At 44.2% G+C, this 22,324-nt stretch carries 25 protein-coding genes; 10 read left to right on the plus strand and 15 right to left on the minus strand.

The genetic code is table 11. The features are described 5' to 3' along the window. Nucleotides 1–362 precede the first annotated feature (362 nt). Both AC3G2T_RS13145 and AC3G2T_RS13150 read left to right on the plus strand, forming a co-directional pair. Nucleotides 363–740 (plus strand): MerR family transcriptional regulator, encoded by a 378-nt coding sequence (locus tag AC3G2T_RS13145; protein WP_488435736.1) that lies wholly within the window; start codon nt 363–365, stop codon nt 738–740. A 34-nt stretch (nt 741–774) separates the two neighbouring features. Then, a complete protein-coding gene (locus AC3G2T_RS13150) occupies nt 775–1,539 on the plus strand; it encodes an SDR family oxidoreductase (RefSeq protein WP_488435737.1) in 765 nt (254 codons plus the stop codon). A gap of 121 nt (nt 1,540–1,660) precedes the next feature. On the opposite strand, the gene AC3G2T_RS13155 is transcribed toward AC3G2T_RS13150, so the two are convergent. Beyond that, a complete protein-coding gene (locus AC3G2T_RS13155) occupies nt 1,661–2,797 on the minus strand; it encodes an NADH-dependent flavin oxidoreductase (RefSeq protein ID WP_488435738.1) in 1,137 nt (378 codons plus the stop codon). A 374-nt stretch (nt 2,798–3,171) separates the two neighbouring features. On the opposite strand from AC3G2T_RS13155, the gene AC3G2T_RS13160 reads away from it, so the two are divergent. Next, complete coding sequence (locus tag AC3G2T_RS13160; protein WP_474682839.1) at nt 3,172–3,477, plus strand: winged helix-turn-helix transcriptional regulator; 306 nt, start codon at nt 3,172–3,174, stop codon at nt 3,475–3,477. On the opposite strand, the gene AC3G2T_RS13165 is transcribed toward AC3G2T_RS13160, so the two are convergent. Together AC3G2T_RS13165 and AC3G2T_RS13170 are read right to left on the minus strand one after the other, a co-directional pair. Further along, the gene (locus tag AC3G2T_RS13165) at nt 3,460–3,645 is read right to left on the minus strand and encodes a hypothetical protein (RefSeq protein WP_488435739.1); all 186 of its coding nucleotides are present in this window, start codon (nt 3,643–3,645) and stop codon (nt 3,460–3,462) included. The genes AC3G2T_RS13160 and AC3G2T_RS13165 overlap by 18 nt on opposite strands. Before the next feature lie 37 nt (nt 3,646–3,682). Beyond that, the gene (locus AC3G2T_RS13170; RefSeq protein WP_488435740.1) at nt 3,683–4,786 is read right to left on the minus strand and encodes a glycosyltransferase; all 1,104 of its coding nucleotides are present in this window, start codon (nt 4,784–4,786) and stop codon (nt 3,683–3,685) included. A 194-nt stretch (nt 4,787–4,980) separates the two neighbouring features. On the opposite strand from AC3G2T_RS13170, the gene AC3G2T_RS13175 reads away from it, so the two are divergent. Further along, on the plus strand, nt 4,981–5,772 hold the full coding sequence (locus AC3G2T_RS13175) for a PIG-L deacetylase family protein (RefSeq protein ID WP_488435741.1): 792 nt from the start codon (nt 4,981–4,983) through the stop codon (nt 5,770–5,772). Between the two features lie 30 nt (nt 5,773–5,802). Here the strand turns inward: AC3G2T_RS13175 and AC3G2T_RS13180 are convergent, their stop codons facing one another. From AC3G2T_RS13180 to AC3G2T_RS13215, 8 genes are all read right to left on the minus strand, one after another. After that, nucleotides 5,803–6,153 (minus strand): hypothetical protein, encoded by a 351-nt coding sequence (locus tag AC3G2T_RS13180; protein WP_488435742.1) that lies wholly within the window; start codon nt 6,151–6,153, stop codon nt 5,803–5,805. Nucleotides 6,154–6,200: 47 nt separating this feature from the next. Beyond that, the gene (locus AC3G2T_RS13185; RefSeq protein ID WP_488435743.1) at nt 6,201–7,550 is read right to left on the minus strand and encodes a hypothetical protein; all 1,350 of its coding nucleotides are present in this window, start codon (nt 7,548–7,550) and stop codon (nt 6,201–6,203) included. A 568-nt stretch (nt 7,551–8,118) separates the two neighbouring features. Further along, entirely contained in the window at nt 8,119–8,451 is a 333-nt protein-coding gene (locus AC3G2T_RS13190) for a hypothetical protein (protein WP_474682834.1), read from the minus strand. Between the two features lie 114 nt (nt 8,452–8,565). Further along, nucleotides 8,566–8,988: a hypothetical protein gene (locus AC3G2T_RS13195; RefSeq protein WP_474682833.1), complete on the minus strand. Its 423-nt coding sequence runs from the start codon at nt 8,986–8,988 to the stop codon at nt 8,566–8,568. 1,346 nt (nt 8,989–10,334) lie between these two features. Beyond that, nucleotides 10,335–10,751 (minus strand): hypothetical protein, encoded by a 417-nt coding sequence (locus tag AC3G2T_RS13200; protein ID WP_474682831.1) that lies wholly within the window; start codon nt 10,749–10,751, stop codon nt 10,335–10,337. A 105-nt stretch (nt 10,752–10,856) separates the two neighbouring features. Next, the gene (locus AC3G2T_RS13205) at nt 10,857–11,015 is read right to left on the minus strand and encodes a GNAT family N-acetyltransferase (RefSeq protein ID WP_488435744.1); all 159 of its coding nucleotides are present in this window, start codon (nt 11,013–11,015) and stop codon (nt 10,857–10,859) included. A gap of 236 nt (nt 11,016–11,251) precedes the next feature. Then, entirely contained in the window at nt 11,252–11,686 is a 435-nt protein-coding gene (locus AC3G2T_RS13210) for a PaaI family thioesterase (RefSeq protein WP_474682828.1), read from the minus strand. Further along, a complete protein-coding gene (locus AC3G2T_RS13215) occupies nt 11,683–12,624 on the minus strand; it encodes a DMT family transporter (protein WP_488435745.1) in 942 nt (313 codons plus the stop codon). The genes AC3G2T_RS13210 and AC3G2T_RS13215 overlap by 4 nt, the downstream gene beginning before the upstream one ends. Before the next feature lie 188 nt (nt 12,625–12,812). Here AC3G2T_RS13215 and AC3G2T_RS13220 point away from each other — a divergent pair, with 188 nt between their 5' ends. Further along, nucleotides 12,813–14,264, plus strand: a complete 1,452-nt coding sequence (locus AC3G2T_RS13220) for an aminotransferase-like domain-containing protein (protein WP_488435746.1) — start codon at nt 12,813–12,815, stop codon at nt 14,262–14,264. A 240-nt stretch (nt 14,265–14,504) separates the two neighbouring features. Here AC3G2T_RS13220 and AC3G2T_RS13225 read toward each other — a convergent pair whose 3' ends face one another. Genes AC3G2T_RS13225 through AC3G2T_RS13235 form a run of 3 tightly spaced genes read right to left on the minus strand, consistent with a single transcriptional unit; the run spans nt 14,505 to nt 16,992 of the window. Beyond that, complete coding sequence (locus AC3G2T_RS13225) at nt 14,505–15,458, minus strand: prenyltransferase/squalene oxidase repeat-containing protein (RefSeq protein WP_488435747.1); 954 nt, start codon at nt 15,456–15,458, stop codon at nt 14,505–14,507. Between the two features lie 54 nt (nt 15,459–15,512). Further along, complete coding sequence (locus AC3G2T_RS13230) at nt 15,513–16,547, minus strand: threonine aldolase family protein (RefSeq protein ID WP_488435748.1); 1,035 nt, start codon at nt 16,545–16,547, stop codon at nt 15,513–15,515. Next, nucleotides 16,534–16,992, minus strand: a complete 459-nt coding sequence (locus AC3G2T_RS13235) for a MarR family winged helix-turn-helix transcriptional regulator (protein WP_474682822.1) — start codon at nt 16,990–16,992, stop codon at nt 16,534–16,536. Before AC3G2T_RS13235 ends, AC3G2T_RS13230 begins: the two co-directional genes overlap by 14 nt. A gap of 234 nt (nt 16,993–17,226) precedes the next feature. Between AC3G2T_RS13235 and AC3G2T_RS13240 the strand changes: the two genes are divergently transcribed. Continuing rightward, on the plus strand, nt 17,227–17,685 hold the full coding sequence (locus AC3G2T_RS13240) for an NPCBM/NEW2 domain-containing protein (protein WP_488435749.1): 459 nt from the start codon (nt 17,227–17,229) through the stop codon (nt 17,683–17,685). Beyond that, entirely contained in the window at nt 17,682–17,819 is a 138-nt protein-coding gene (locus tag AC3G2T_RS13245) for an NPCBM/NEW2 domain-containing protein (protein WP_488435750.1), read from the plus strand. The genes AC3G2T_RS13240 and AC3G2T_RS13245 overlap by 4 nt, the downstream gene beginning before the upstream one ends. A gap of 282 nt (nt 17,820–18,101) precedes the next feature. On the opposite strand, the gene AC3G2T_RS13250 is transcribed toward AC3G2T_RS13245, so the two are convergent. Next, complete coding sequence (locus tag AC3G2T_RS13250; RefSeq protein WP_474682819.1) at nt 18,102–18,761, minus strand: TetR/AcrR family transcriptional regulator; 660 nt, start codon at nt 18,759–18,761, stop codon at nt 18,102–18,104. Between the two features lie 280 nt (nt 18,762–19,041). On the opposite strand from AC3G2T_RS13250, the gene AC3G2T_RS13255 reads away from it, so the two are divergent. Genes AC3G2T_RS13255 through AC3G2T_RS13265 form a run of 3 tightly spaced genes read left to right on the plus strand, consistent with a single transcriptional unit; the run spans nt 19,042 to nt 22,092 of the window. After that, complete coding sequence (locus AC3G2T_RS13255) at nt 19,042–19,893, plus strand: SDR family NAD(P)-dependent oxidoreductase (RefSeq protein ID WP_474682818.1); 852 nt, start codon at nt 19,042–19,044, stop codon at nt 19,891–19,893. Beyond that, complete coding sequence (locus AC3G2T_RS13260; protein WP_488435751.1) at nt 19,890–20,900, plus strand: zinc-dependent alcohol dehydrogenase family protein; 1,011 nt, start codon at nt 19,890–19,892, stop codon at nt 20,898–20,900. The genes AC3G2T_RS13255 and AC3G2T_RS13260 overlap by 4 nt, the downstream gene beginning before the upstream one ends. A 31-nt stretch (nt 20,901–20,931) precedes the next feature. Then, the gene (locus AC3G2T_RS13265; protein WP_488435752.1) at nt 20,932–22,092 is read left to right on the plus strand and encodes an SMP-30/gluconolactonase/LRE family protein; all 1,161 of its coding nucleotides are present in this window, start codon (nt 20,932–20,934) and stop codon (nt 22,090–22,092) included. The last annotated feature ends 232 nt before the right edge of the window (nt 22,093–22,324 follow it).

A 22,324-nucleotide genomic window follows, 5' to 3' on the forward strand; every position in this document is an offset into this window, starting at 1 on the left:
TTAGTCATATAGGCCTTCTTACAGTTGACGATAAATATCGAAATTTCCGCTCCTTTTTGTCAACTTTTGTCGTTCATGTCTAACTTTAAAACTATTTCAACAATAAAAAAATCCCCCATTCGGGGGAGAAAGGCAAAAAATGTGGGACTTCGCTCACACAGGTGCCTTAATTCTTTGGCACGCTGCAGTGCCGTTTAACATCGACAACAGCCGGATATCAAAAGAATTGCCAATGCAGCCCGCTAAACGCAGTACTTGACGGGACTCTTCCGGAAATTCAAATTTTTTTGTTGACTTAAACCATGGTTTAAGTCGTATCATATTCCTGTCGGCAATGAAACATAAATTTTGGAGGCCTCCAAATGAAGTATTGTTCAATTAGCGAAGCTGCGGCCAAATTCAATATTCCAGAATCAACGTTACGCTATTATGAAAAAAAAGGACTGTTACCGCTCATCGAGCGTGATGAAGCCGGCAGGCGGTTATTTTCAGAAGATCAACTTACGCTCCTTAAAATCGTTATTTATTTAAAAAACACGCATATGCCAATAAGTGGTATCAAACAATACGTTGATTGGGTAGTAGAAGGAGATAGCACCATTGAACTCCGACTTGAAATGATGAAAAATCACAAACAAGCTGTGCTAGCTGAAATTTCGACGATGACAGAATCCTTAAAAGGAATTGACGTAAAAATTACACGTTATACAAAACGCATTCAGGAAAGAAAAGAAGAATGATGGAATGGCAAAATAATGGAAAAGAGGAATTGTAATGAAACTTTCAGGAAATACAATACTTATTACAGGCGGAAGTGCCGGAATAGGATTAGCTTTTGCAGAGCGTTTTATAAAAGCTGGAAATAAAGTAATTATTTGCGGACGACGCGAAAATGTACTTCAAAATGCGAAAGAAAAATTCCCTAGCCTTATTACTCGTGTAAGTGATTTGGATATGGAATCCGAGCGTACAGCATTATTTGATTGGGTAACAGCGAACTATCCGGAAGTGAACGTGCTAGTTAACAATGCAGGGATCCAACAACGCTTTAATGTGTTAAAAGCGGATGCGAAGAACAATTGGAGTTATTTCAGCAAAGAAATCACAACCAACATGGAAGCACCTTTCCATCTCGCTATGCTATTCGCTCCATTTTTTGCAACAAAAGAAGAGGCGGCTATCATTAACGTGACATCCGGGTTAGCTTTTACACCGTTTGCGATCGCTCCGATTTATTCAGCAACAAAAGCGGCGCTTCATTCATTTACAATGAGTCTAAGACACCAACTTTCCGATACGCCTGTAGAAGTAATCGAAGTTGCTCCTCCGGCGGTGAATACAGACTTAGGTGGAGCCGGGTTGCATACGCAAGGAGAACCGTTAGATGCCTTCGCAGATGGAATTTTCAAAGAACTGGAAAAGGGTAGTAAAAAGGAAATCGGCTATGGTACTTCTGCGGATCGCTTACGCATGTCACGGGATGAAGTCGACGAATACACAGAAAAGATGTACAAAGCCACGAAAAACACAATTGAGTAACTACGCTTACGAAAAAATCTTGAAGAGCTAGCGGGTACGATAATTGAATGACTAAAAAAAGCAGGCCAAGACTGTATTGTTCCAGTTTTGGCCTGCTTTTTGTGATGCTCGTGAAACGGGTTTATTCAGCGAGGGGAAACCAGCCGGGAACATGCAGGATCATTTGCCACAACGGTGCGGGAACGACCAGCTTTTGTTGATCGCCTTTCGTCATCGTCGTGGCGATTTCGGCTTCCCTTCCTTCCATCGTTTTTTCCGCCCAGTCCGGATCTACGACAAGCTCGCGGCCAATCGCAACAAGCGATACACCTGTTTGCAACGCCTTCGCGGCTTCTTCGGGGGTTCGGATGGCGCCGACACCCATGACAGGGACTTTATCACCAACTCGTTCCTGTATAATTTCCATTCGCGAACGGGTATCCTCCGTCCCGCGTCTCGGAGCCGACCAGAAATCGTTCAGGGAAACGTGAAGGTAATCCAGGCCTTTATCCGCCAGCGCATCGATTAATACGAACGTTTCCGCCATCGTAATGCCCGGCGTTTCCGGTTCTTCCGGAGAAAAGCGGTATCCGACAAGGAACGGCTCTTTGGCATGCGCCCGTACCGCTTGCAGGACCTCGTCCACAATCGCCATCGGGAAACGCAACCGATTCTCCACGCTCCCTCCCCAGCGGTCTTCGCGGCGGTTCGTATACGGCGAGAAAAATTGTTGGAGCAAATAGCCGTTGGCTCCGTGAATTTCGATCCCGTCGAAGCCGGCCTCGACGGCTCTTCTCGTCGCCTCGCCGAAATCGCGGATAATCCCTTCGATCTCTTCATTCGAAAGCGGCCGCGGCGTTTTCATCGTCCCGAGACCCAAGCCTTCTGCAGGAGGAACCTCGCTTGCGCCCACGACATCGCCGTCCGGCACGAATTCCGCCGGACACATCCGGCCGCCGTGAAAAATTTGCAGTACAGCTTTTGCACCTTTTTCCTTAATTGCCGCCGCAAGGCGTTTCAAGCCTGGAATGAATGTATCGTCATGCACGGAAATCTCACCGGGGAACCCCTTGCCGCTCGAAGAGACATAAGCGCATGCGGTGATGACCATGCCGACTCCCCCAGACCTTCGGGCATAATAACGGATTTCCGCATCCGAGACGCTGTCGTCCGGATTGGCGGACATCGTCGTCATCGGCGCCATCGCCAGACGATTTTTTAGCTTGACACCACTTCTCAGAGTCAAATCCTCGAATAACGGTTGATAATCAGGTCTCATATTTGTTCATTCCCCTTTGTATCGATAATAAACTAACATAGCTAAAGCTGCCAAATCCATGTCGCTATGCACTTTCGCCTTCATTTAAGTGACCGGCACGGCTAATCTTCGTCTTCAAATATTTTTCGTTATACTCAGACATATCCCCCCAATAGGTGAGGGTCTGCCGAAAATCTGTCCTCTCCTCCATTAGTTATTACTAATAAATATATTACTAAAAGTAAGTATTGACTTAAAAAAATAAACTTGATTAATCTTCCCATTCCCAATACTTACTTTATGTAACATAACTATATAACAGTAATTTAGTTATTTCAAGTAACTTTTGTGTTATACTAATAATAAACTTAATCAGATTAGAGGGATGATCCGTTATGCAAAAACCGAGAACATGCATCGTCACCCAAGCAATGGATATATTAGGTAAAAAATGGGCGATAACCATTTTGCTTCAGTTGCTTTCCGGACCGAAACGTTTCTGCCAACTTGAAGAAGATACAGATGTCAGCGGCCGTCTTCTCTCGGAGCGGTTAAAAGAACTCGAAGCCGCTGGCATGGTCACCCGAACGATTTATCCCGAAGTTCCGCCAAGAGTAGAATACCAATTAACGGAAAAGGGAAAAGATGTGGGGCCGATTATTTCGGATATCTACGGTTGGGCGTCAAAATGGCTGCATTGATGCCTTGTTCGACAACCACATATTGAACCAAGCTTGATCGTCTCGTCTTGCCTCATAACCAAGAGAAGGGCGATCTTCTTTACGTACTGCATGGCTGCTTTCAGATAGTGAAACTAATCCCCTCTTCAGGATTTCGACATGAGCAGCTGCCGCGGCCTGCTGCTCCATTCTTGTGTAACATGCCTCCGGTCTGCTGCGATCATCCTTATGCCGTTTTTATAAATTTTCGGTAAAGTACAATATACTGTCCCCCTACTTTACTTATCGAGAAATCCCTCCTTACCATTTTCGAACTGAATTCACCTAACATCCGTATCCGTTGTGGGTATTTCAGGAGGAAATTTATATCTTTCACAAGTCTGTTTGCATGGAGAGATATCATGGAACCATGGTCACCAAAATTATAACTTTTCATCCTAGCAATGGAATTGGGTCCAACGATCCCGCAATATCCAGACACTCCAGCTGCGATAACCGGTCTGGCGCATGCCATTGCTTCAAGCGCGACACGACCAGTTCCTACGACGATATCTGCTGCATAATAAGCATTTTGAATCGAAGTCAGTGGTCCCTTAACAAGAATAACTCTTCGTCCAAGACGTTGGTTCACTTTCTGGGCCAACTGTGAAAGCTGTCGTCGAAAAGGACCTGGACCATATAACACTACCGCAAATTTTTTGTTGCTTCGCGCAACCTTTTCAGCAGCCAAGATGACTTTTTGGGCTATCGGATATTTATCCCTTTCGAACCTTGCGGCATAGACTAAAAGCTGAGCATCTTGTGGCAAGCCGAGGGCTTTTCTCCATCTTTTTTTAGGCTGATTGGCCTGAAACTGCTTAGTATTGATTCCGTTCGGAATAAGTTGAATTTTATACGCAGGGATTCCACTCCTCCGTAACCATTGTGACAGCCCCGGTGAAACCGAAACAATTTTTTTGGAGGAAACGACTGAAGCTCTTAGATCGTTCTTTGGTTCATAGGTACTATGCACTGTAACTATAAGGGGAATGCCAGGATGCGCGCGTTGAAAACGATTGGCCAATCTAAGCCTAGTATTAGCATGAATAATGCCGTACTTGTTTCGGTTAACAATCTTGTATAAGCCTTGTATCTGGTTCATCAACTTTTCTTTTTGCATGGTTAGTATATGCACGAATATCCCCATTTTTCGTGCAGCAGAGGTTAGCGGGCCTCCTTTTGTTGCAATCCCGACCCGATTACCTTTAATAAGCAAAAATTTAGATAAGGACAATACATGTGTCTCGGTCCCACCGGTTTTAAGGCGATCAATTAACATCAAGACCTTCACTTCTTCAAACGCCCCCTTCCGCGATTTTCAGTTCTGCTTGCATAGCTTATGCTTTCGGAAACCGATATGACCGGACAAATGATGATTCATATTTATTTTGGTTAAATGTTACACACAAAGACGATTGACGAATACGATTATCATGAATAGCTGAGTACGTCCACTACTTTGATGAAGGAGACGATTCGTAGCCTATGACGCCTATTACGTTTAAGGATTTGCGGGGTCCCATTTTGATTGTTGCACCACATCCCGATGATGATGTTCTATCCTCCGGAGGAGTCATTCAAAAAGCCATCCGATCCGGCAAACCAGTCCACATTGTTTATTTAACCAATGGCGATGCAAACACAGATTCCATCCGAAATTTCCTTCATGCACCACCTATTCCGGCCTCTTTTCGCAGACTTGGGCGCATTCGGCATTTGGAAGCTCTTAGAGCGGAAGCATTTTTAGGCGTTCCATCAAATAGGTTATACTTTTTCGGGTTTCCAGATGCTCATTCACTCCCTATAGCTAAAAGTACAAATGAAAACCAAGTGTTTCGCTCTCCTGTTACGTTATGGGACCGTGCCAGATATTCATTTTCCTTTCATAGAAATGCACCTTATACAAGAAAAACAGCTATTTCTTTATTTACGGGAATTCTTAAAAAAGTAAAACCTAAAACGATCATTGTAAATCGAGCAGATGATACACATCCAGACCATCGGGCAGCCAGAATTTTCCTAATGGACGCACTCCGGCGTACGAGAATGAAACCTCTTATCCTTAGCTACTTGATCCACTTTCCGAAATGGCCGTCATTTAAGGAAGCCTTTGTGCCGCCAGTAAGATTAAATACTCGAAATGTACGCGCCCTTTCCTTATCGGCATTGGAGCAAAGAAAGAATCTGCAGGCGTTCCGATTATACCGTTCCCAATTTCATGCTCATGATCGTATCTCAAGACTTATACGACAAAAGGAAATATTTTGGTTGGGTTAACTTTCTAAATATTTGGACAGGACAGAAGTGTTAGAGCAGTATATTAAATATTAGAAATGAGTTGATCCCATAATACAAGTAAGTTAATTTCATTCTCTCGAGCCATTCACTCACCAAATAACCGGAAACGGCATTTTTCTTTACATGTGCTTCTAATTGAATGTATGAATCAAACTTTGTAGTATTTATTAGTGGAACTTCTATCCCATTTGTTATAGCAAGAGGCGGATAAAATTCAACCCAAACTTTATTAGTCCAACGATCTGTTTTATATTTCATGTCACCTTCATAGTTGTTGTAATTCCATCGGAAGCTTGCAAACACATTTAGCATAACAATACAAATAATAAGGATAAACAACGTTAGCTTTCTTTTATCCAAATTATCCCCTCCTAATTGCATGCACAATGACATCGGTATCCAAATTATTATTTCAGCGAAGCAATCGAATCGACTTCGAGCTTAACGTTTGCGTAGTGTTTCAAACTTCCGGAGATGACACATTCGAATGTAAAAGGCGTCCCTTTACCGGGATTAGCAGCATCGGTAATCAGTTCAAGCGGCACCGTCCCCATCAATTGACCCTTCTGATCCGTGAAGGTGATTCGTCCTTTCACTTGATTCGCTCCCTTCGCATCAAGCTCATACTGCCCATTGACGATGCTGAATTCTCCGTCCTGTCTCACACTTACATTTCCAATCCGTAATTTCGGCTGCGCAGGATCGGCGATGTCCATCACCGTAGAAGCATCAAGTTCAGGGTCTTTTTTATCGGACATTCTGGTGATCTGTATCGTTGCGTAAACATACCCTTGATTCAAGCTGCCATCCACCAATATATCCACTGATTTCGAATCAGCACCGTTTAGCTCAGCGCCACCTGTCCTGGAGGCAGCAACTCGCTCTCCCTTTTCATTATAAAAATTGATTTTGAAATCGACGCTCATAGCTTCCTTCACCGCACGCCACTTCGGTCCAAGCTTTATGTCTACAGTCATATGTGTCAGCTTAGGATCTTTTTCATCTATGTGCCTGTAACCAAAGTTGACTTCAAGATTGTGGCGCGCATCCACCGCATCCGCCTCGTACAGCTTAAACCAGACAGGCCCTAGCCAGGAATCGATTCGATGCCACTCGCGCCATACTTCTTTGACCTCTACAGTTTGCGCTGATAGACTGGAGCCTGTTTCCAAACCGTAAGGATATCGCATCAGCGGCGTGAGATTCAACAATTCTACTTCCTCCTGAACCTCTTTTACCCCTTCTAAAAAAGGATATGTAGGACGAATCCATTTGTCCCCGGACCTCGTTTCGATCAAATAATGTTCATCCCATTTCGCTTTCGTTATTACAATTTGAGGCGCCAATTGCCCGCCGGTTGGCTCAGACAGCAAAGGATCGTTATAAAGCCGTTCGACCCGGCTGAGATCTAGTTTCGTCGCCAACGGCTGCGGATTCCCCAGCAAAGCCCGGTTGGGAGCAATCCACCGATCGCCAAGCCATGTGGGGATTAAGTAAATGGGTCTTCTGTAGCCTTCGCCATGCCCCCATCGAACCTCCCTCGTCTTAAGAATTTTCACCGTCTGTGGCCCTAGCAGTCCTATCTCTTTCCGTTGATCATCATATAAGGGGCTATCTTCCAGTATAGTAATCGTATCCTCACCTGGATGAGGAAGCTCTAGGACGGTAGATTCCGCATAGGCAACGTTCGCCCTCCATTCGCCACTCGTACACAGAAAACAGCTGATTGTTAAAGCTAACGCCAATTTTTTTCGCATCGTTTGCTGCACCTCCGTTACTTGCTATTAGATCATCTGCTTAAAATCTGTGGCATCCCCCTAATGATTGCTGGCTACACAATATATACCCCAATAAATGGGAAAAGTTTTATAATACTTATAGTAACTTTCGCACTTCGGACAATATGGCGCATGAGTCATCCAAACACCTGCTTAACAGCGTAGAGAGAATCACCCGTTATAGGAGCACGATTGCCTGGCTGCGCGGAGAAAGCCTGCAAAAATACATCTTTTTGCTCTGTAAGGCACTTGCAAAGTAAAATTCCTGCAATTGCGCAGGCTTTTTGGTGTCCAGATGAGCCTAGGCCCGTTTGAGTCGAAAATTCCTGCACATTTGCAGGCTTTTCTCAAAAACGGACCGCTTTTTCCGAAAAAGCCTGCACTTTCGCAGGTTTTTCGTTTAGCCAAGCCGCTTCACGATCGGCTGCGCACTTTTGAGCAGTTCGGCTCGCTGGGCACGCAACATGTCTTTAAAAATTATTCTGTTTCGCCGACAAGCTTAGCAATCGATCAGTTGTAAGCGCTTAAAAAGGTCCGCTTAACTGCTTTAATTTTTTGTCATCTCGAGTTTATCTACAATCCAACCTAAATCATCTATTAAATAGAAATTATATCTTTGGATACCTCTGTCCTCTTCGTTTTTAAAATTACAATCGCATTCAACCAAATAGATACGATTTCTAAAATTTCTTTCTTTTAAATTAACACTTATAATCTTATATTCATTGGTATTGGATCTCAAATATTGTTCAATTGAAGCTTCCGGACTAGAATCAATATGACTTGTATCTTTGAATAATTTTATAATGTTCACAGAATAAGCAATGGAAATAATCATGAAAAAACTAAGGAGTGCTAATTTAATCTTTGTTGACTTCATAATTACCACCTTATGGTAACCTGATCTGGCTTCCAAAGAACCCCACAATATCTTATGCCCACAACAATGTCGTTTGTTACGCTATGCTACCCGTTAGTATTCATCTACTAAGCTCTAAACAATTGTAGCACAGTATCCTGTTTTCTTACCTTTTTCAATTGCCTCGATATAGCCATCAAAATAATATGATATCTCATCTTCTTTACCATTCTTAATTCTGCATCTTACTTTATCGAATGCAAATATTGAGATTGAATATTCCGGCTCGCCAGTAACTAAAACAGGTTGGTCTCTATCTTGTGCCCAAAAGTACTGGCCGCCATAATTCCTTCTTGCCACTTCGAAAATGTAACTTCCAGCCATAGAAGAAACTGAATCCAGTTCATCATTATCTAATTTATACTCACGTAACTCTTCTAGAATATCGTCTATTTTTCGTAGACTTTGCACACTAAAATCAAAATGTCCTTTATCAGAAAAATTATTTGTAAAGCTTTCTGCCGTTGATATTATGTCTTGTTCTAATCGACTTTTCATAAATTCTAAGCTCCTTAATAGGCTGCCTATCTTGCTGGCAACCTGCAGTGATTGTACTATAGTATCCGTTAGTCACAATGGAGATGCTTAATGGAAATTGGGGTCAATCCTCTACGTTTCCTATCGTTATTTGACCAGTTCCCTTCACCATAAAGTCGGAATGCAAGATCTCGGAATATTTCTGCCACCTCATTGAATCCGTCATGTCGATATGCGTAAAATACTTCCCTAAATCTTGTATTGCGGTGCCCAAAGTGAAGAAATAGCTTCGTTTTCAACAACTGATTATCATCGTTGTATTGACTAACTGTAATTAAATAGTCTCCATGAAAATATGTAATTCTTAAACGACAGTTTTCATTCTTAAAGGATATTTCTTTATCTAAAAGAGCAGGTAACAAGCTATCATCCCCTAAGTTGAAGTTACTATATTTCCATACTACATGTGAATTGCATTAAACTCCCATTACTTCAATTAAAAAAGGAGCTCCATCACTATCGTATCCGTTAGAGTTTTCAGGATATGAGGTTAATCAAAAAGCCCACCTATGGTCGGGAGGCAAGCATTCATCACATAGTAATTTATTATTGTGAACCGCTCCGCTGTCTAATCCAAAAATTGAATTGTTTTTTTCCATGTCTGTTGTCCAACAACCACAATTCGCGCATCTACCGCAATTCATAATATCTGGATTCAAAACCTTGAATGAAGATTGGTTCCATTTTAGGAACACTTTCTCGCCAGCAGACTCTAATGTTCGATTCTCGCACAATTGATTTTCGATTCCTTTGGAAAGTTCATATACATCTTCATCTATTTCGACATAGTAACTGACATTATCCTCATACCTTCTTTAGTAATAATTCAATTGATTCGCCGAAGTGATTAAGCGATCCTGCCCATAACAAGGCTTCCGATTCATGCCGGTAGCTACCGTGTCTCCCATTGGTTTTAAAAAGTAATTAATCTTTGATTAATTTGTCTTGTTAAATCAAAGTTCGTTCTGTATTAATTGAATTATCCTTTTAATGCGTCTTTTGCTGTATTTACTACATAAATAGGAAGCAGACTTCTCCATTTCCCAATCTTCCATCCTCAGATTCTTCTCAATCACTAAAACTTCGTTAAGAAGCTTCTTTTTATTTTCGTCTGATTCCAACTCACCAAATAACTTAATTAGATCTGTATCTGACAACTGGAGCACATCACGATATTGATCCATAAAATATAAAAAAGTGGGTATCTTCACTTCTTCACCCTCAAATAAATTCTTGCTTTGGTGAACGCATCTACATCCATATTTTAACACGATTTATTGAAGATAACTGCCCGTCCCTTAACCATTTTATCGAACCCAATTAGCTATTGTCTCATCTTGCTTTAGGTCGTTCCTCTTATAATAATAGACCGTTCTTTTTACATAGGTAACATCTGAGGAAACAAGAAAAAACTTGTGCTTATAGACCTTATCCTCAAGACATATGACAATCCCTTCGTGATACCCGTATGACCAATCGCCAAGTTGTTTGGATTCTTCCACGGTTGCTAAACGAATTGTATCAATCATAAACAGATTAAGCGGACAAGAGATAAACGAAACTTCGTGGAAGTTAATCTCGATATTGTGATAATAGCTAAAATCAAAGCTGCCTGCCAGAACAACATTCCCTGCATGGTCGGTACTAATTACATAAAAATCACCGATATTCATTTCGTCAATGTGTTGCTGTATTTCTTTTAGCCTATCACTAATGGTCTCCATCAATTTCGTCTCCTCTTCTCACAACCAATACCATATTAATGTAATATTAGCATAATCCTCGTATCTTCTTTCAAGCTAAACTGCTCGTTAGCACAACGCGGCCGCCTAATTATGCTGGCAGCCGCGTCGTAATTGTGCCCATTCCTTTGCCTTGTTTAGCAAGGCGGTTCCTATTCCTTTTCCTCTGCTATTTTCTAATACAATAAGTCTGTCGATAGAAGCAAAATAAGATTCTTCGCTTGTTCTTAATCTTATATGCCCCAAACATTTTCCTCCGGAATAGTATAAGAAAATTTCGGTATAAGTTTCCCTATGACCAAGAAAGGATAATCTTTGCGTTCGTAGTCATCTTTATTATCAAATATCATTTCAACAATTGCAATTCCTTTACATTTCTCCAAAATATCTCTCCCTTCATGCTGGACCTTTTTATATATTCAAAAATAATCTAATTTCATAAGCAGCCATCGCCGCTCGTTTCATGGGCATGTCCTGCGGGCCTACCTGCCTTGCGCCTTATCGCCCCTTAATGTCATACAAGTGCTTGAGGCATGAGCGATGAGTTTACCGTTCTCGTCAGTAATATTGCATTGGATGAACCCGATGGTTTGTCCCCGCTTATACAGCGCAGCATGGGCTTTTATTTTGGCGTTCCACACAGGTCTAAAAAAGTTTACTTTCATCTCGATCGTGGTGAAGGTTTCGTCTTTTTGCAAGGTAGAGCCGTAGGCAATGCCCATGGCCATGTCAGCGAGAATGCCGATGATGCCGCCGTTGCATGTGCCTTGCGGATTCGCGTGTTGTTCCGAAGCCTGCATTTCATACGCAGCCTCGCCATCTTCTACGCTAATTAGCTTCAGTCCCATAAGGCGCTCAACGGGAGACTGCTCCAATTCTCCGTTCAGTACTTTCCGATAATGCTCAAGAATGGTCATTTTGCATATTCACCTGCTTTTTTCCTTTGTCTCTGAATCAAATTATTCATCACCAGCGCGATGATTACGATGAGGGTCCCTGCAAACTGCAACCTTCCGACTTCAACGCCCTGGAGGGCACTGATCGTGACTGTCGTAACAGGGACGATGTTCATAAATAGCATGCCGTTCTCCGGCTTCAAAATTTTATTGCCGACGTTCCACGTGAACACGGCAAGTACGCCTGCGATCAAGATCATATACAGCAGTTCCGACCCTGCGCTTCCGATCCTCTCCACGCTTGGCATCGTCAAGGCTCCGAAAACCGTTGCCGACAGCACGATTACAATATTCATCAAGGATCCGAAGCACGTTGTCAAAGCGGTGTAGCGAAGCGGCGACCAGCCTGCAAATTGACTGCCACCCATCGTATAAATGACCCAGCATAGAGCACCGAGCATAATCAACAGACTGGCGCCAATATGCTCTTTGGTTTGAACGATTAGGGAGGGATCTCCATTTGTTATGACTAGCAGTGCGCCTGAAAGCGCAATGAAAATTGAAATAAAAGTAGACAGCTTGGGTTTACTTTTATTCATAGCCCAATTTACGCACGTCGTCACTAGTGGCATTAACGCCATGATAACGGAGGCAATGATTGCGCCTGACGGTCCGCTGAGCTGTTGTCCGACAAAGGTAAGAAAACCGAAGCCCGAAAACCCTGCAGCGCCAAAAAACAATAACTTCCACGATTTCCCCTCCAATCGGAGAACGTTCTTCCCTTCGAAAACGATCAGCATTCCCAGAAGAATGAGGCCAGCACATATGTAGCGAATCGTTGTGAAATAGAACGGATCGAGAACCTTCAAAGCAACTTGCATGACGGGAAACATGCCTCCCCACGCCAACACAGGAATCAAACAATAGGCGATACCCGTTAGTAAAGTGTTTCTGTTCATTCCTAAAACCTTCTTTCATGAGCTATGTGGATTTTCCGGCAGAATTGATCAGCCTCCTTATTTTCCATCATAAACGAAGGTGAATAGAACAGATCGAGTGGACCAGAACAGAAGGCGGGAATTTCCTGTATAATTGAGACACACGCGCAAGTGCGTATTTCGGGTTAATGGGCTTGGGGGCAAAACATATGAAAAAAACAGTTCTTTCAAGCGGATATGCAGGCAAACTGTTTGAACAAATCTATGACTATATTCTGGATCGGATCCGTCGCGGAGAATGGAAGCCGCATGAAAAGCTTCCCTCCATCCGCTCGCTGGCGATGGAATTCAATGTGCATCGACTGACGGTCTTTAAAGCTTATCAGCTGCTGAAGGAGAATCGGATCGTCGAAGCAAAGGACAAATCCGGCTATTATGTGAGACCGGACAGCAGTCTTCCTGTAGATTCGCTGAATAATCCGATCATTTCCGCTTACGTACATGAAAGCCATCTTTCTGAAATCCATCAGGTGCAGGCCGAATATGTACTGTCGAGATCGCTGCTTGACCCGAACCTGCTCCCCAATCTTTATTTTTCGGAATATGTGAAGCAAGTGTTCGATTTGTATCCCAAAATGCTCGGCACCTACTTTACCTCGCAAGGAGACCAGGAGCTGCGGGATGCGTTGTGCCGTTACTTTACCGATTGCCATAGGTTTCACTTGTCTGCAGACGAATTGTTGATCACTTGCGGATCGCAGGAGGCCATGGATTTGGTTGCCAGAGCACTGGTCAAGCCGAGAGATGCCGTTATGTTGGAGCGTCCTACCTACAGCACGGCGATTGATATTTTCAGAAGACAAGGCGCAGCTATCGTTCCGGTCGAGATCCACCCGTACGGCTACGATCTGGAGCAGGTAGAGAAGCTGATGCAAGCCTACAAGCCGCGGCTGTTTTATCTAAATCCCACCTTTCAAAGTCCAACAGGCTATATCGTACCCGCCGAACAAAGGAAAAGGCTCGTTGAGCTTGCCGAGCGGTATCAATGTCTGCTATTAGAGGACGATCCTTACCGCGACATTTATTTTGGCGAAGAGCCGCCACTGCCTCTTTTTGCTTACGATACGGCAGGATGGGTCATTTATCTTCGCAGCTTCAGCAAATATATCGCTCCCGGCCTCGGCATCGCCATCGTTGCGTGCCGCCCTTCCATCATGAACTACCTGATAAAAGCCAAATTGTTGTCGGACAGCGGGACGCCTTTGGTGAATCAGAAAATTTTTCTGCATTATTTTTTCTCCGAGCGGCTGCAGCAGCATATGGAGAAGCTTCGCATTGCGCTTGCGGTCCGCAAGGATATCGTAGAACAGGAATTATCCACTACCGACTGGCAGTGGAACTCCCCTGCAGGCGGATTCAACTTATGGGTGAAGCTTCCGGAAACTGTGGAGATTGAACGTTTACTCAGTACATGCATCAAGCAATCAATCACCTTTGTGCCCGGAGCGATTTGCGATCCGCTCAAGGAGTACAAATCATGGATACGCCTCAGCTATTCCTATCTGAATGAGCAGCTATTGAGAGAAGGCATCCAGAGGCTTGTCGAATTGGCAGACGGGGACAGCGGTTCACCTAAGAGAAACAATAACAATTTAATATAATGAATCCATTAAGTTTTTTCCATACAACTTCTCTAAAATTATGACCACCTACTTTTTTAATGGTTCCTTAATTTCTTATCCTATATCTTGGGAATTCGTGAAGTTATTCAACAAACCTCCCATCACTTCAACGATCAGGAGCAGGTCGCCGCGGCGCCTGCTCCAGTTGTAGTTATTTCACTATTGTATCCGTTAGCATAATCCTCTAACTTCATCAAGGATACCCTAGTCTCGTATTCTCTAGTGCCGTGTTGAATACCAGTCTAGTACTCGTAAGGCGCGGAGAGTGTTCCAGCGGCTAGGCTCGCCGTCCACACCTTCCATGTCGAAGTGAACTCGATCGGGATGAGAGTTCTCGAGCGGCCATTTCCCGTCTTGGTCTTGTTTCTTCGCCACCAGACCGACGGCCTCGGTGACCCGTTCATCGGGTTCGACACCGGCACTGCGTAAGTAATCCAGACCTCGCAGCACGTCGTAATGCCACGTGGTCGGGAACGAGAAACGTGTCCAATTTGGATCGATCACCTCGCCTGATGATAGGGACCTCAACATGCGACGCTCCAGAAGGTACTCTTGTGCCCGGACACGGGCTTCGGTCACCACAGCAGTTTCACCCTTAGCCTTCTCGTATTCTAATAGTCCTTCCAGGACACAGATGGTGCTGTGGAACGAGGAACGTCGACTTTGAGGTGCGTCGCAATTCCAGCCTCCGTCCTCAAGCTGCTCACCGAGGAGTCGATCAACTAGCCGATCGCTTGCCTCTCCGAAGTAGGCCCCCACTCCAAGAATCCAACCATTGACACAGGGTTCGGTCTCGCCATCGAAGTAGGGTCGGCCACCCATTTGCCGCGGCCAGGTGATGTGGTCACGCACGAGGCCGATCGATCTGCGGGCGTCCTCACCCGACGGATCCAAACCCATGTCCTTTAAAAGCAGCAAAGTGTAGCTCGTGCAAAGCCAGTTCCGAGCGTCGGCGTCACCACCCCAGTTGCCCTCGGAAGATTGCAGGTCGAGAACCCGGGCACCCCAACCTTCCGAAGCAATCCGCGACCGCTCTGCGGCAACAATGCCATCGGGCTCTTCGGTTAGGTCACGCATCACCTGCCAACGGATCGAAGGGTCCGCATCAAGCAGCCACTCTATTACTGATTTCTTTGGTTTCGTGATTTGCCATTCGGGATTTTTCGTTGTCATCTAATGGTTCCTCCTTACTTTGGTCAAGAGATGGCGTACGTCACCAATCACCTATTATAATGCCTTAATATCCCCTATCAGCATTTCGACATTTTCCTTTTTTGTAGCCCAACTGGTACAGAATCTCACGACACTGTGGTTATCGTTGAATTTTCCCCAAATGGAAAAAGAATACTTTTTGGCCAATTCCTTTAACATATCATTCGGCAAAATGGGAAACTGTTGATTTGTTTTGGAATCATATCGGAATGAAAAGCCCTTTTCAACAAATGCCTCTCGAATCATCATCGCCATTTCTACGGCATGGTTAGAAATTTCATAGTATAAGCCATCTTCAAATAAGGTTTCAAACTGAATCCCCAATAATCTTCCCTTAGCCAGTAATCCTCCCTTTTGCTTGATCAAATACCGAAAATCTCTTTTAAGATCATCGTTTATAATGACTACTGCTTCCCCAAACAATAATCCAATTTTTGTTCCCCCGATATAGAACACATCACAAAGTCTGGCTATATCTGCCAAGGATAAATCGCTGTCTTTTGAAACTAGACCATAACCTAATCTTGCGCCATCCATAACCAATGGCAAACCGCATTCCCGACAAATTTTGCTTAATTGCTCCAATTCGGATTTACTATAAGTCGTTCCATTCTCGGTAGGGTTTGAAATGTAAACCAAGCCTGGCTGTACCGTATGCTCATGAGTGACATCATTCCAATGAGCGTCATAAATTTCTTTTACCTGTCCAGCTTGAATTTTCCCATCCTCACTCGGTAAAGTAATCACTTTATGTCCGGTAGACTCAATTGCTCCCGTTTCATGTACAGCTATATGACCCGTAATTGCTGCAACCGCACCTTGGTGTGGGCGCAATATGGAAGCGATAATAGTCGTATTCGTTTGTGTTCCTCCAACTAAAAAGTGTATATCTGCATTCTCTGCACCACACGCTTTTCTAATATAAGTCCTGGCTTTTTCACAGTATTCATCCGTACCATATCCAGGTGTCTGCTCTTCATTGGTTTCCCATAAACGTTGCAAAATTCGCTTATGAGCACCCTCTGCATAATCATTATCAAATCGAATCATCCTCTATCCTCTCCAACCTATCCAATTTTTTCTGAATAAACAACATGGAAGCATGTATATCTTTAATTTCTCTTTGTGATAAACCTTGCATTAATCTCACTATTTGCTCATCTGATCTTTCATTCAGCTGCTTAAATAGATCGGTTCCTTTGGGGGTCAATCGAATCAGACTCGTCCTGCTGTCTAAGGGTGAATTTTCCTTAATAAGGAGTCCGTCTTTACTAAGCTTGGCAATAATTCTGCTCATGTAGCTGCGATCAATTTCCAGTTTTTCAACCAAATTGTTTGCTATACACGGCTCCACGAAACCAATCTCTAAAATTACCCGAGCCTCTGTTAAAGAATATCCGGTATCCAACACATGCATATCCAAAACACCGAGTATATTCGTGTAAAACCGGTTGAATTTTCGTATATCTGCAATAATATTTTCATTAAGGTTCATGGCGGCCCTCCTTTTTAATGGACTCAGTCAACAATTAATATAGTTTATTTAGTGGACTACGTCAACGTTATTTGTTCCGGTTATTGAAAGCGCGAATAGTCGAGTTGGAATGGTGATATAATCCATTGGAGGTTATAAATCCAATAAATGGTTGCGTAAAGGCAGTGTAGTGCCGTAATACTCAATAATGGAGATGGATGAAAGCTAAAGAAATCTGAGCGGGTTCTCACTATTGTGTCAATAGCGGTATTAGGCGTATTAGGTCAAACAAGTACGGCCAGCATCACATTTAACGGTGTGTCCGGTACCTACGATATCCTTACACGTTATGTCGGGCAAGTTCAAAATGGAGTAAGCAGTACAACTTCGACCAGAAACATGTCGCCTGCAAGCAATGCGGTAACTGTAACGACACCGGTCACACCGCAGGTTTATTTGAGCGATCTTACCTGGGTATCTGCGACAGCGGGCTTTGGTACTGTGCAAAAGGATAAGAGCGTGGACGGAAAGACATTAAAACTGAACGGAACAACTTATTCTCAAGGTCTCGGAACACACGCCACAAGCAACATTACTTATAATCTGAACGGACAATACACATGGTTCCAATCGTTTATAGGCGTTGATGATGAGGTAAGTTCAAATGCGACCGTAGTCTTCCAAGTATGGGCGGACGGCAACGCCAGACGATGACTCCAACGAGTGCAACGAAATCCGTTGATGTTAGTGTAGCAGGTGTAAATCAATTGGTGCTAACTGTAACCGACGCAGGAGACGGAATAAACAACGATCATGCCGATTGGGCGAATGCGAAGTTATCCAGGTAATCATATATACAGAAACGGGACGGAGCAGTCGTCATACCTGCTTCGTCCCGTTTTTTAACTTTTCGATGCTTAGCCTTGAATCGAATTCTGTTGGGAGACAATTAAGTTTTGAAGTACTTTTTACAAAGCATATACCCTCAGTTCGCAAAAGTCTTTTAAATTATCGTTCAGGCTGCACAATTAAGTCGCAAACATAATCATGTAGAGTCTGGTTTACTGGAGCAGATTTTTACAGAAAATTTTGTGCAGTGTGTGACTTGTCAACCGGAGCAGGATCCCGTATTAGGCGCTATGATCTGGCAACAATGATCTGGAAAGTAAAGACAACGTTTGTTTGTATACCGCATGGGCCGATTGTACATTTCCTAAGTGTCCACCCATGTAAAGATGAATAACGCCATGGAGTGAGGCCCAGACGATACGTACAACGGATTCCGTGTCATACTGGCCGGGAATCAACCCTTGCTCTTGCGCATTGCTGACCACGGTCAATAATTGCCGCATGGCTGTTACGGTGCCATGCATACTTTCCTCGTCCGGTTTGAAATCTGCGAAGGCTCCTCCGAACATCAGCTTATAATAGCTGGAGTAACGCTGCCCGAATTGCCAGAAGGTTTCACCTAGATTCAGCAAATGCTGCGCCGGATCAGCTGCTTGCGGCGTCCCCTCGAATTCGTTAGCGAGAAGCTTACAACCTTCCAGATACAACTGCTGAGCCAAGCCCTCTTTATTGACAAATAAGCTATAAATGATTTTTGTCGAGCAATCCATTTTCTGCGCTACTTTACGCACCGTAACGGCTTCTGGACCCTCTTCTTGCAAGAGCGTTGCCGCGGCATCAACAACAAGTTTGCGGAGATTTTCAATATTTTGTAAGCGAGCCTCTTGGTAGGTTTTCAGCACTCGTGTGTTTGTATGAACAGAGTTATCCTGGTCGCTCATAATCATCTTCCTTCAGTTATCATGTTTTCGTTAGGAAACAAAGTTTCTTAATTTCTTATCAAAAATTTTATACAGTTGATGGGTAGTTGTCAATGAGACATGGGATGTTTCTAAGATCGTATTGACTTTCTTAAAAAGCGTAGTTACAATGATATTAATTAGAAACACTGTTACCAATCATGTGGTGACTCTTATTTTTTTGGGGAACTGAGGATTCCTTTAACTACATGGTAACAGCGTTTCATTATTATAACATAGTATCTAAAAGGAGAGTAGCACTATGAAAATTCAAGGAAAATGGGCGCTCGTCACTGGAGCTTCTTCCGGTATTGGAGAGCAATTCGCAAGACAACTAGCCAAACAAGGCAGTCACTTGGTACTCGTGGCTCGATCAACGAGTAAACTTGAGAGCCTGGCAGATGAGCTTAGAAAGAAGTATGGCATCAAAGCCGAGGTTATCTCTATGGATCTTGCGAAAGAGGGCGCACCCAGCGAGTTATATCGGCAATGTGAACTTTTGAAAGTGGATATCGAACTGCTAATCAATAATGCAGGCTTTGCTACACATGGTTTGTTCGAGCAAGTGTCAGGTGAGCGTCAACATGAAGAAGTTATGCTCAATGTCGCTGCTGTTGTAGATATGACGCACTTGTTCTTGCCAAACATGTTGCGCAAAAACTCAGGAGCAGTTATTAATGTGGCTTCAACCGCCGGATTTCAACCGCTTCCCTTTATGGCCGTATATGGGGCGACGAAAGCTTTTGTCTTGTCGTTTACTCAAGCATTATGGTGGGAAAATCGCGACCGCGGCGTGAAATTCTTCGTACTTTGCCCTGGTTCGACGGACACCAGCTTCTTTAATGTTGTAGGAACGGAAGAAGCCTCTGTCGGAAAGAAAGATACGCCGGAAAGAGTCGTAGAGGTTGCACTTCGCGCGTTGAAGGAAGGGAAAATATACGTCGTTCCGGGTGTGCAGAATTATATCGGGGCGCAGTTATCGCGATTCATAACACGCAAGCAAGGTCTTCGACTTGTTGGAGGCATGCTTCGTCCGCGCGGAGGATCCGGCAATAATAATAATTATAAGAATGCAGGTAATCAATCTGATCTTGCTGGGAGGACAATTCAATGAAAGCTATACAACTGACAAACGGCTTCGGCTTTGAGGAATTAAACTTAACGGAACTCGACATACCAACGCCAGGCCCCCATGAGGTGCTGATCCACATGAGGGCAGCTTCTCTCAATTACCGGGATCTAGTGATCCTCAGCGGATTAATGCCGATTGAAATTAAATTTCCTTTCATTCCATTATCAGACGGAGCGGGAGAAATTGCAGCCGTTGGCCAAGGAGTAACAAGGTTTCAGGTAGGAAATAGAGTAGCGGGTAATTTGCAACAGCGATTCATGGCTGGCAGTCCAAGAGCAGAAGTATTAAGAGACAGTCTAGGAGGTCCGTTGAACGGAGTGGCGGCCGAGTATGTCGTTCTACATGAAGACGGAATCGTTCATATTCCCGATCACCTCACTTGGGAGGAGGCTGCCACCTTACCGATCGCGGCATTAACCGCATGGAGCATGCTAATCGAATACGGTGGATTGCAAGCGGGTGATACCGTGCTGCTGCAAGGAACAGGCGGGGTTTCCATCTTCGGGCTTCAATTCTCTCTCATGGCTGGTGCACGAGCGATCGTTACATCGAGCAGCAACGACAAGCTGGTACGAGCAAAAGCTCTCGGTGCCTGGCAAACGATCAACTATTCGGAAGTTCCCGATTGGGATCAAGCCGTGTTAGAGATGACTGGCGGCGTCGATCATGTTCTGGATGTTGGAGGAGCGGCAACGATGGTCAAATCCATAAATGCACTTCGCATTGGAGGGACCTTGAGTATGGTCGGGTTCTTATCGGGCTTGACCATTCCGGAATATGATGTCACGGGCATCTTGCAGAAAGCAGCAACTATTCGCGGCAGTCAAGTCGGCAACCGGAATCACTTTGAAAAGATGAATCGAGCGATTGTCCATCATCGCTTACATCCCGTCATCGACCGTGTATTCCCTCTGGAGCGAATTGGAGAAGCCTTCGCGCTCTTGGCTGAAGGGAAGCAATATTTTGGGAAAATCGTAGTCCAAATTTAAATCTCACTTAAAAGACATAGGAGGCACTCTAATGCCAAATGCACAAGTTCGTTCCGTTAAATCTACTGAAGGTGTGAATCGCCCTAAACGCTCAACACGTATAGTGCGCAGAGCAGGGCTATCGCTGCTTACGGTGCTCCTTCTTGGAGTCATCGTTTTCTTACTAGTTCCTTCACCTATCGAACCGGTAAAATGGCTGGCGCCGACGGCTCCCTCTTTTCAAGAAGCAGGCCCATGGAAACAGAACAACAAACTTAGCGCTGCTCAGCTAGTCACAGATGCTCCACAATTCCCGGAATTCATAACATTTGATAAAGATGGCCAGCTATATACAGGAGATTCGGACGGAAAAATTTACAAGGTTCCTTTCGATGCAGAAGGCAATCCACAAAAGGCCCAGGTGTTTGCAGATACCAAAGGAACGCCTAATGGCCTTAAATTCGATGCCAAAGGCGATTTGATCGTTACGGATATCAAGAGGGGACTGCTGTCTATAAACCCATCCGGGAGCATAGAGGTATTGGCTGATCAAGTGGACGGCAAGCCGATCTATTTAGCTAATGAGCTTGATATTGCCCGGGACGGCTCCATTTATTTTTCGGATACCTCGAACTATGGACGTGTGACATTCAGAGAAATTGCCGAGAACAAGCCGCATGGACGCTTGCTGAAGTACGATCCAATGACCAAACAGACGACCGTCTTGCTAGAAGGCCTTTATTTTGCAAACGGGGTTGCCTTATCTGCGGATGAAGATTTCGTGCTTGTGGCGGAATCGTATCATTATCAGTTGACCAGATACTGGCTCAAGGGTCCAAAGAAGGGGACATCTGATATTTTTGTGGACAATCTCGCAGGCTTTCCAGACAACATTACTCGTGATGAGCAAGGTCATTTCTGGGTCGGGATCTTTACGACTCGCCTTTCTTTTGCTGATCAGATGCATCGCAGCCCGTGGTTGGCCGGTTTCATGGCCAAATTGCCGGAGTCGCTGCTTAGCGGCGCAAGCGCACCGGCGAAGCATGGGCTTGTCGCGGAGCTCGGCCCGCAGGGAGAGCTTATCGGAAGCTGGCATGATCCGGATGGTTCGCTAAATGGCATAACTACGGCTGCAAGCCATAACGGATATTTATATATAGGAACGGCACCAGGAGGCAGCAAGGGCGTTCATCGCGTGCATTTAACAAGATAATGTTGGAATCCGTGCTAGTGAGATAGCATCCATGTCAATGACTATCTTTTAAGGTGGTACTTACATGGATGTTTCTTTCTAAATGCTAATCCAATACTTTAGTATCCCTGACCTTTTCGAATCTATGTATAAGATCCACTGGGAGATTTTATTTTCTTCCAAATCTTTTTCGATTTCAGTGTTCTTCCCCGTCAGGCTTTCGGATGACGTTAATAATATCCAGTATCTACCA

The organism is Paenibacillus sp. sgz302191, assembly GCF_057749925.1.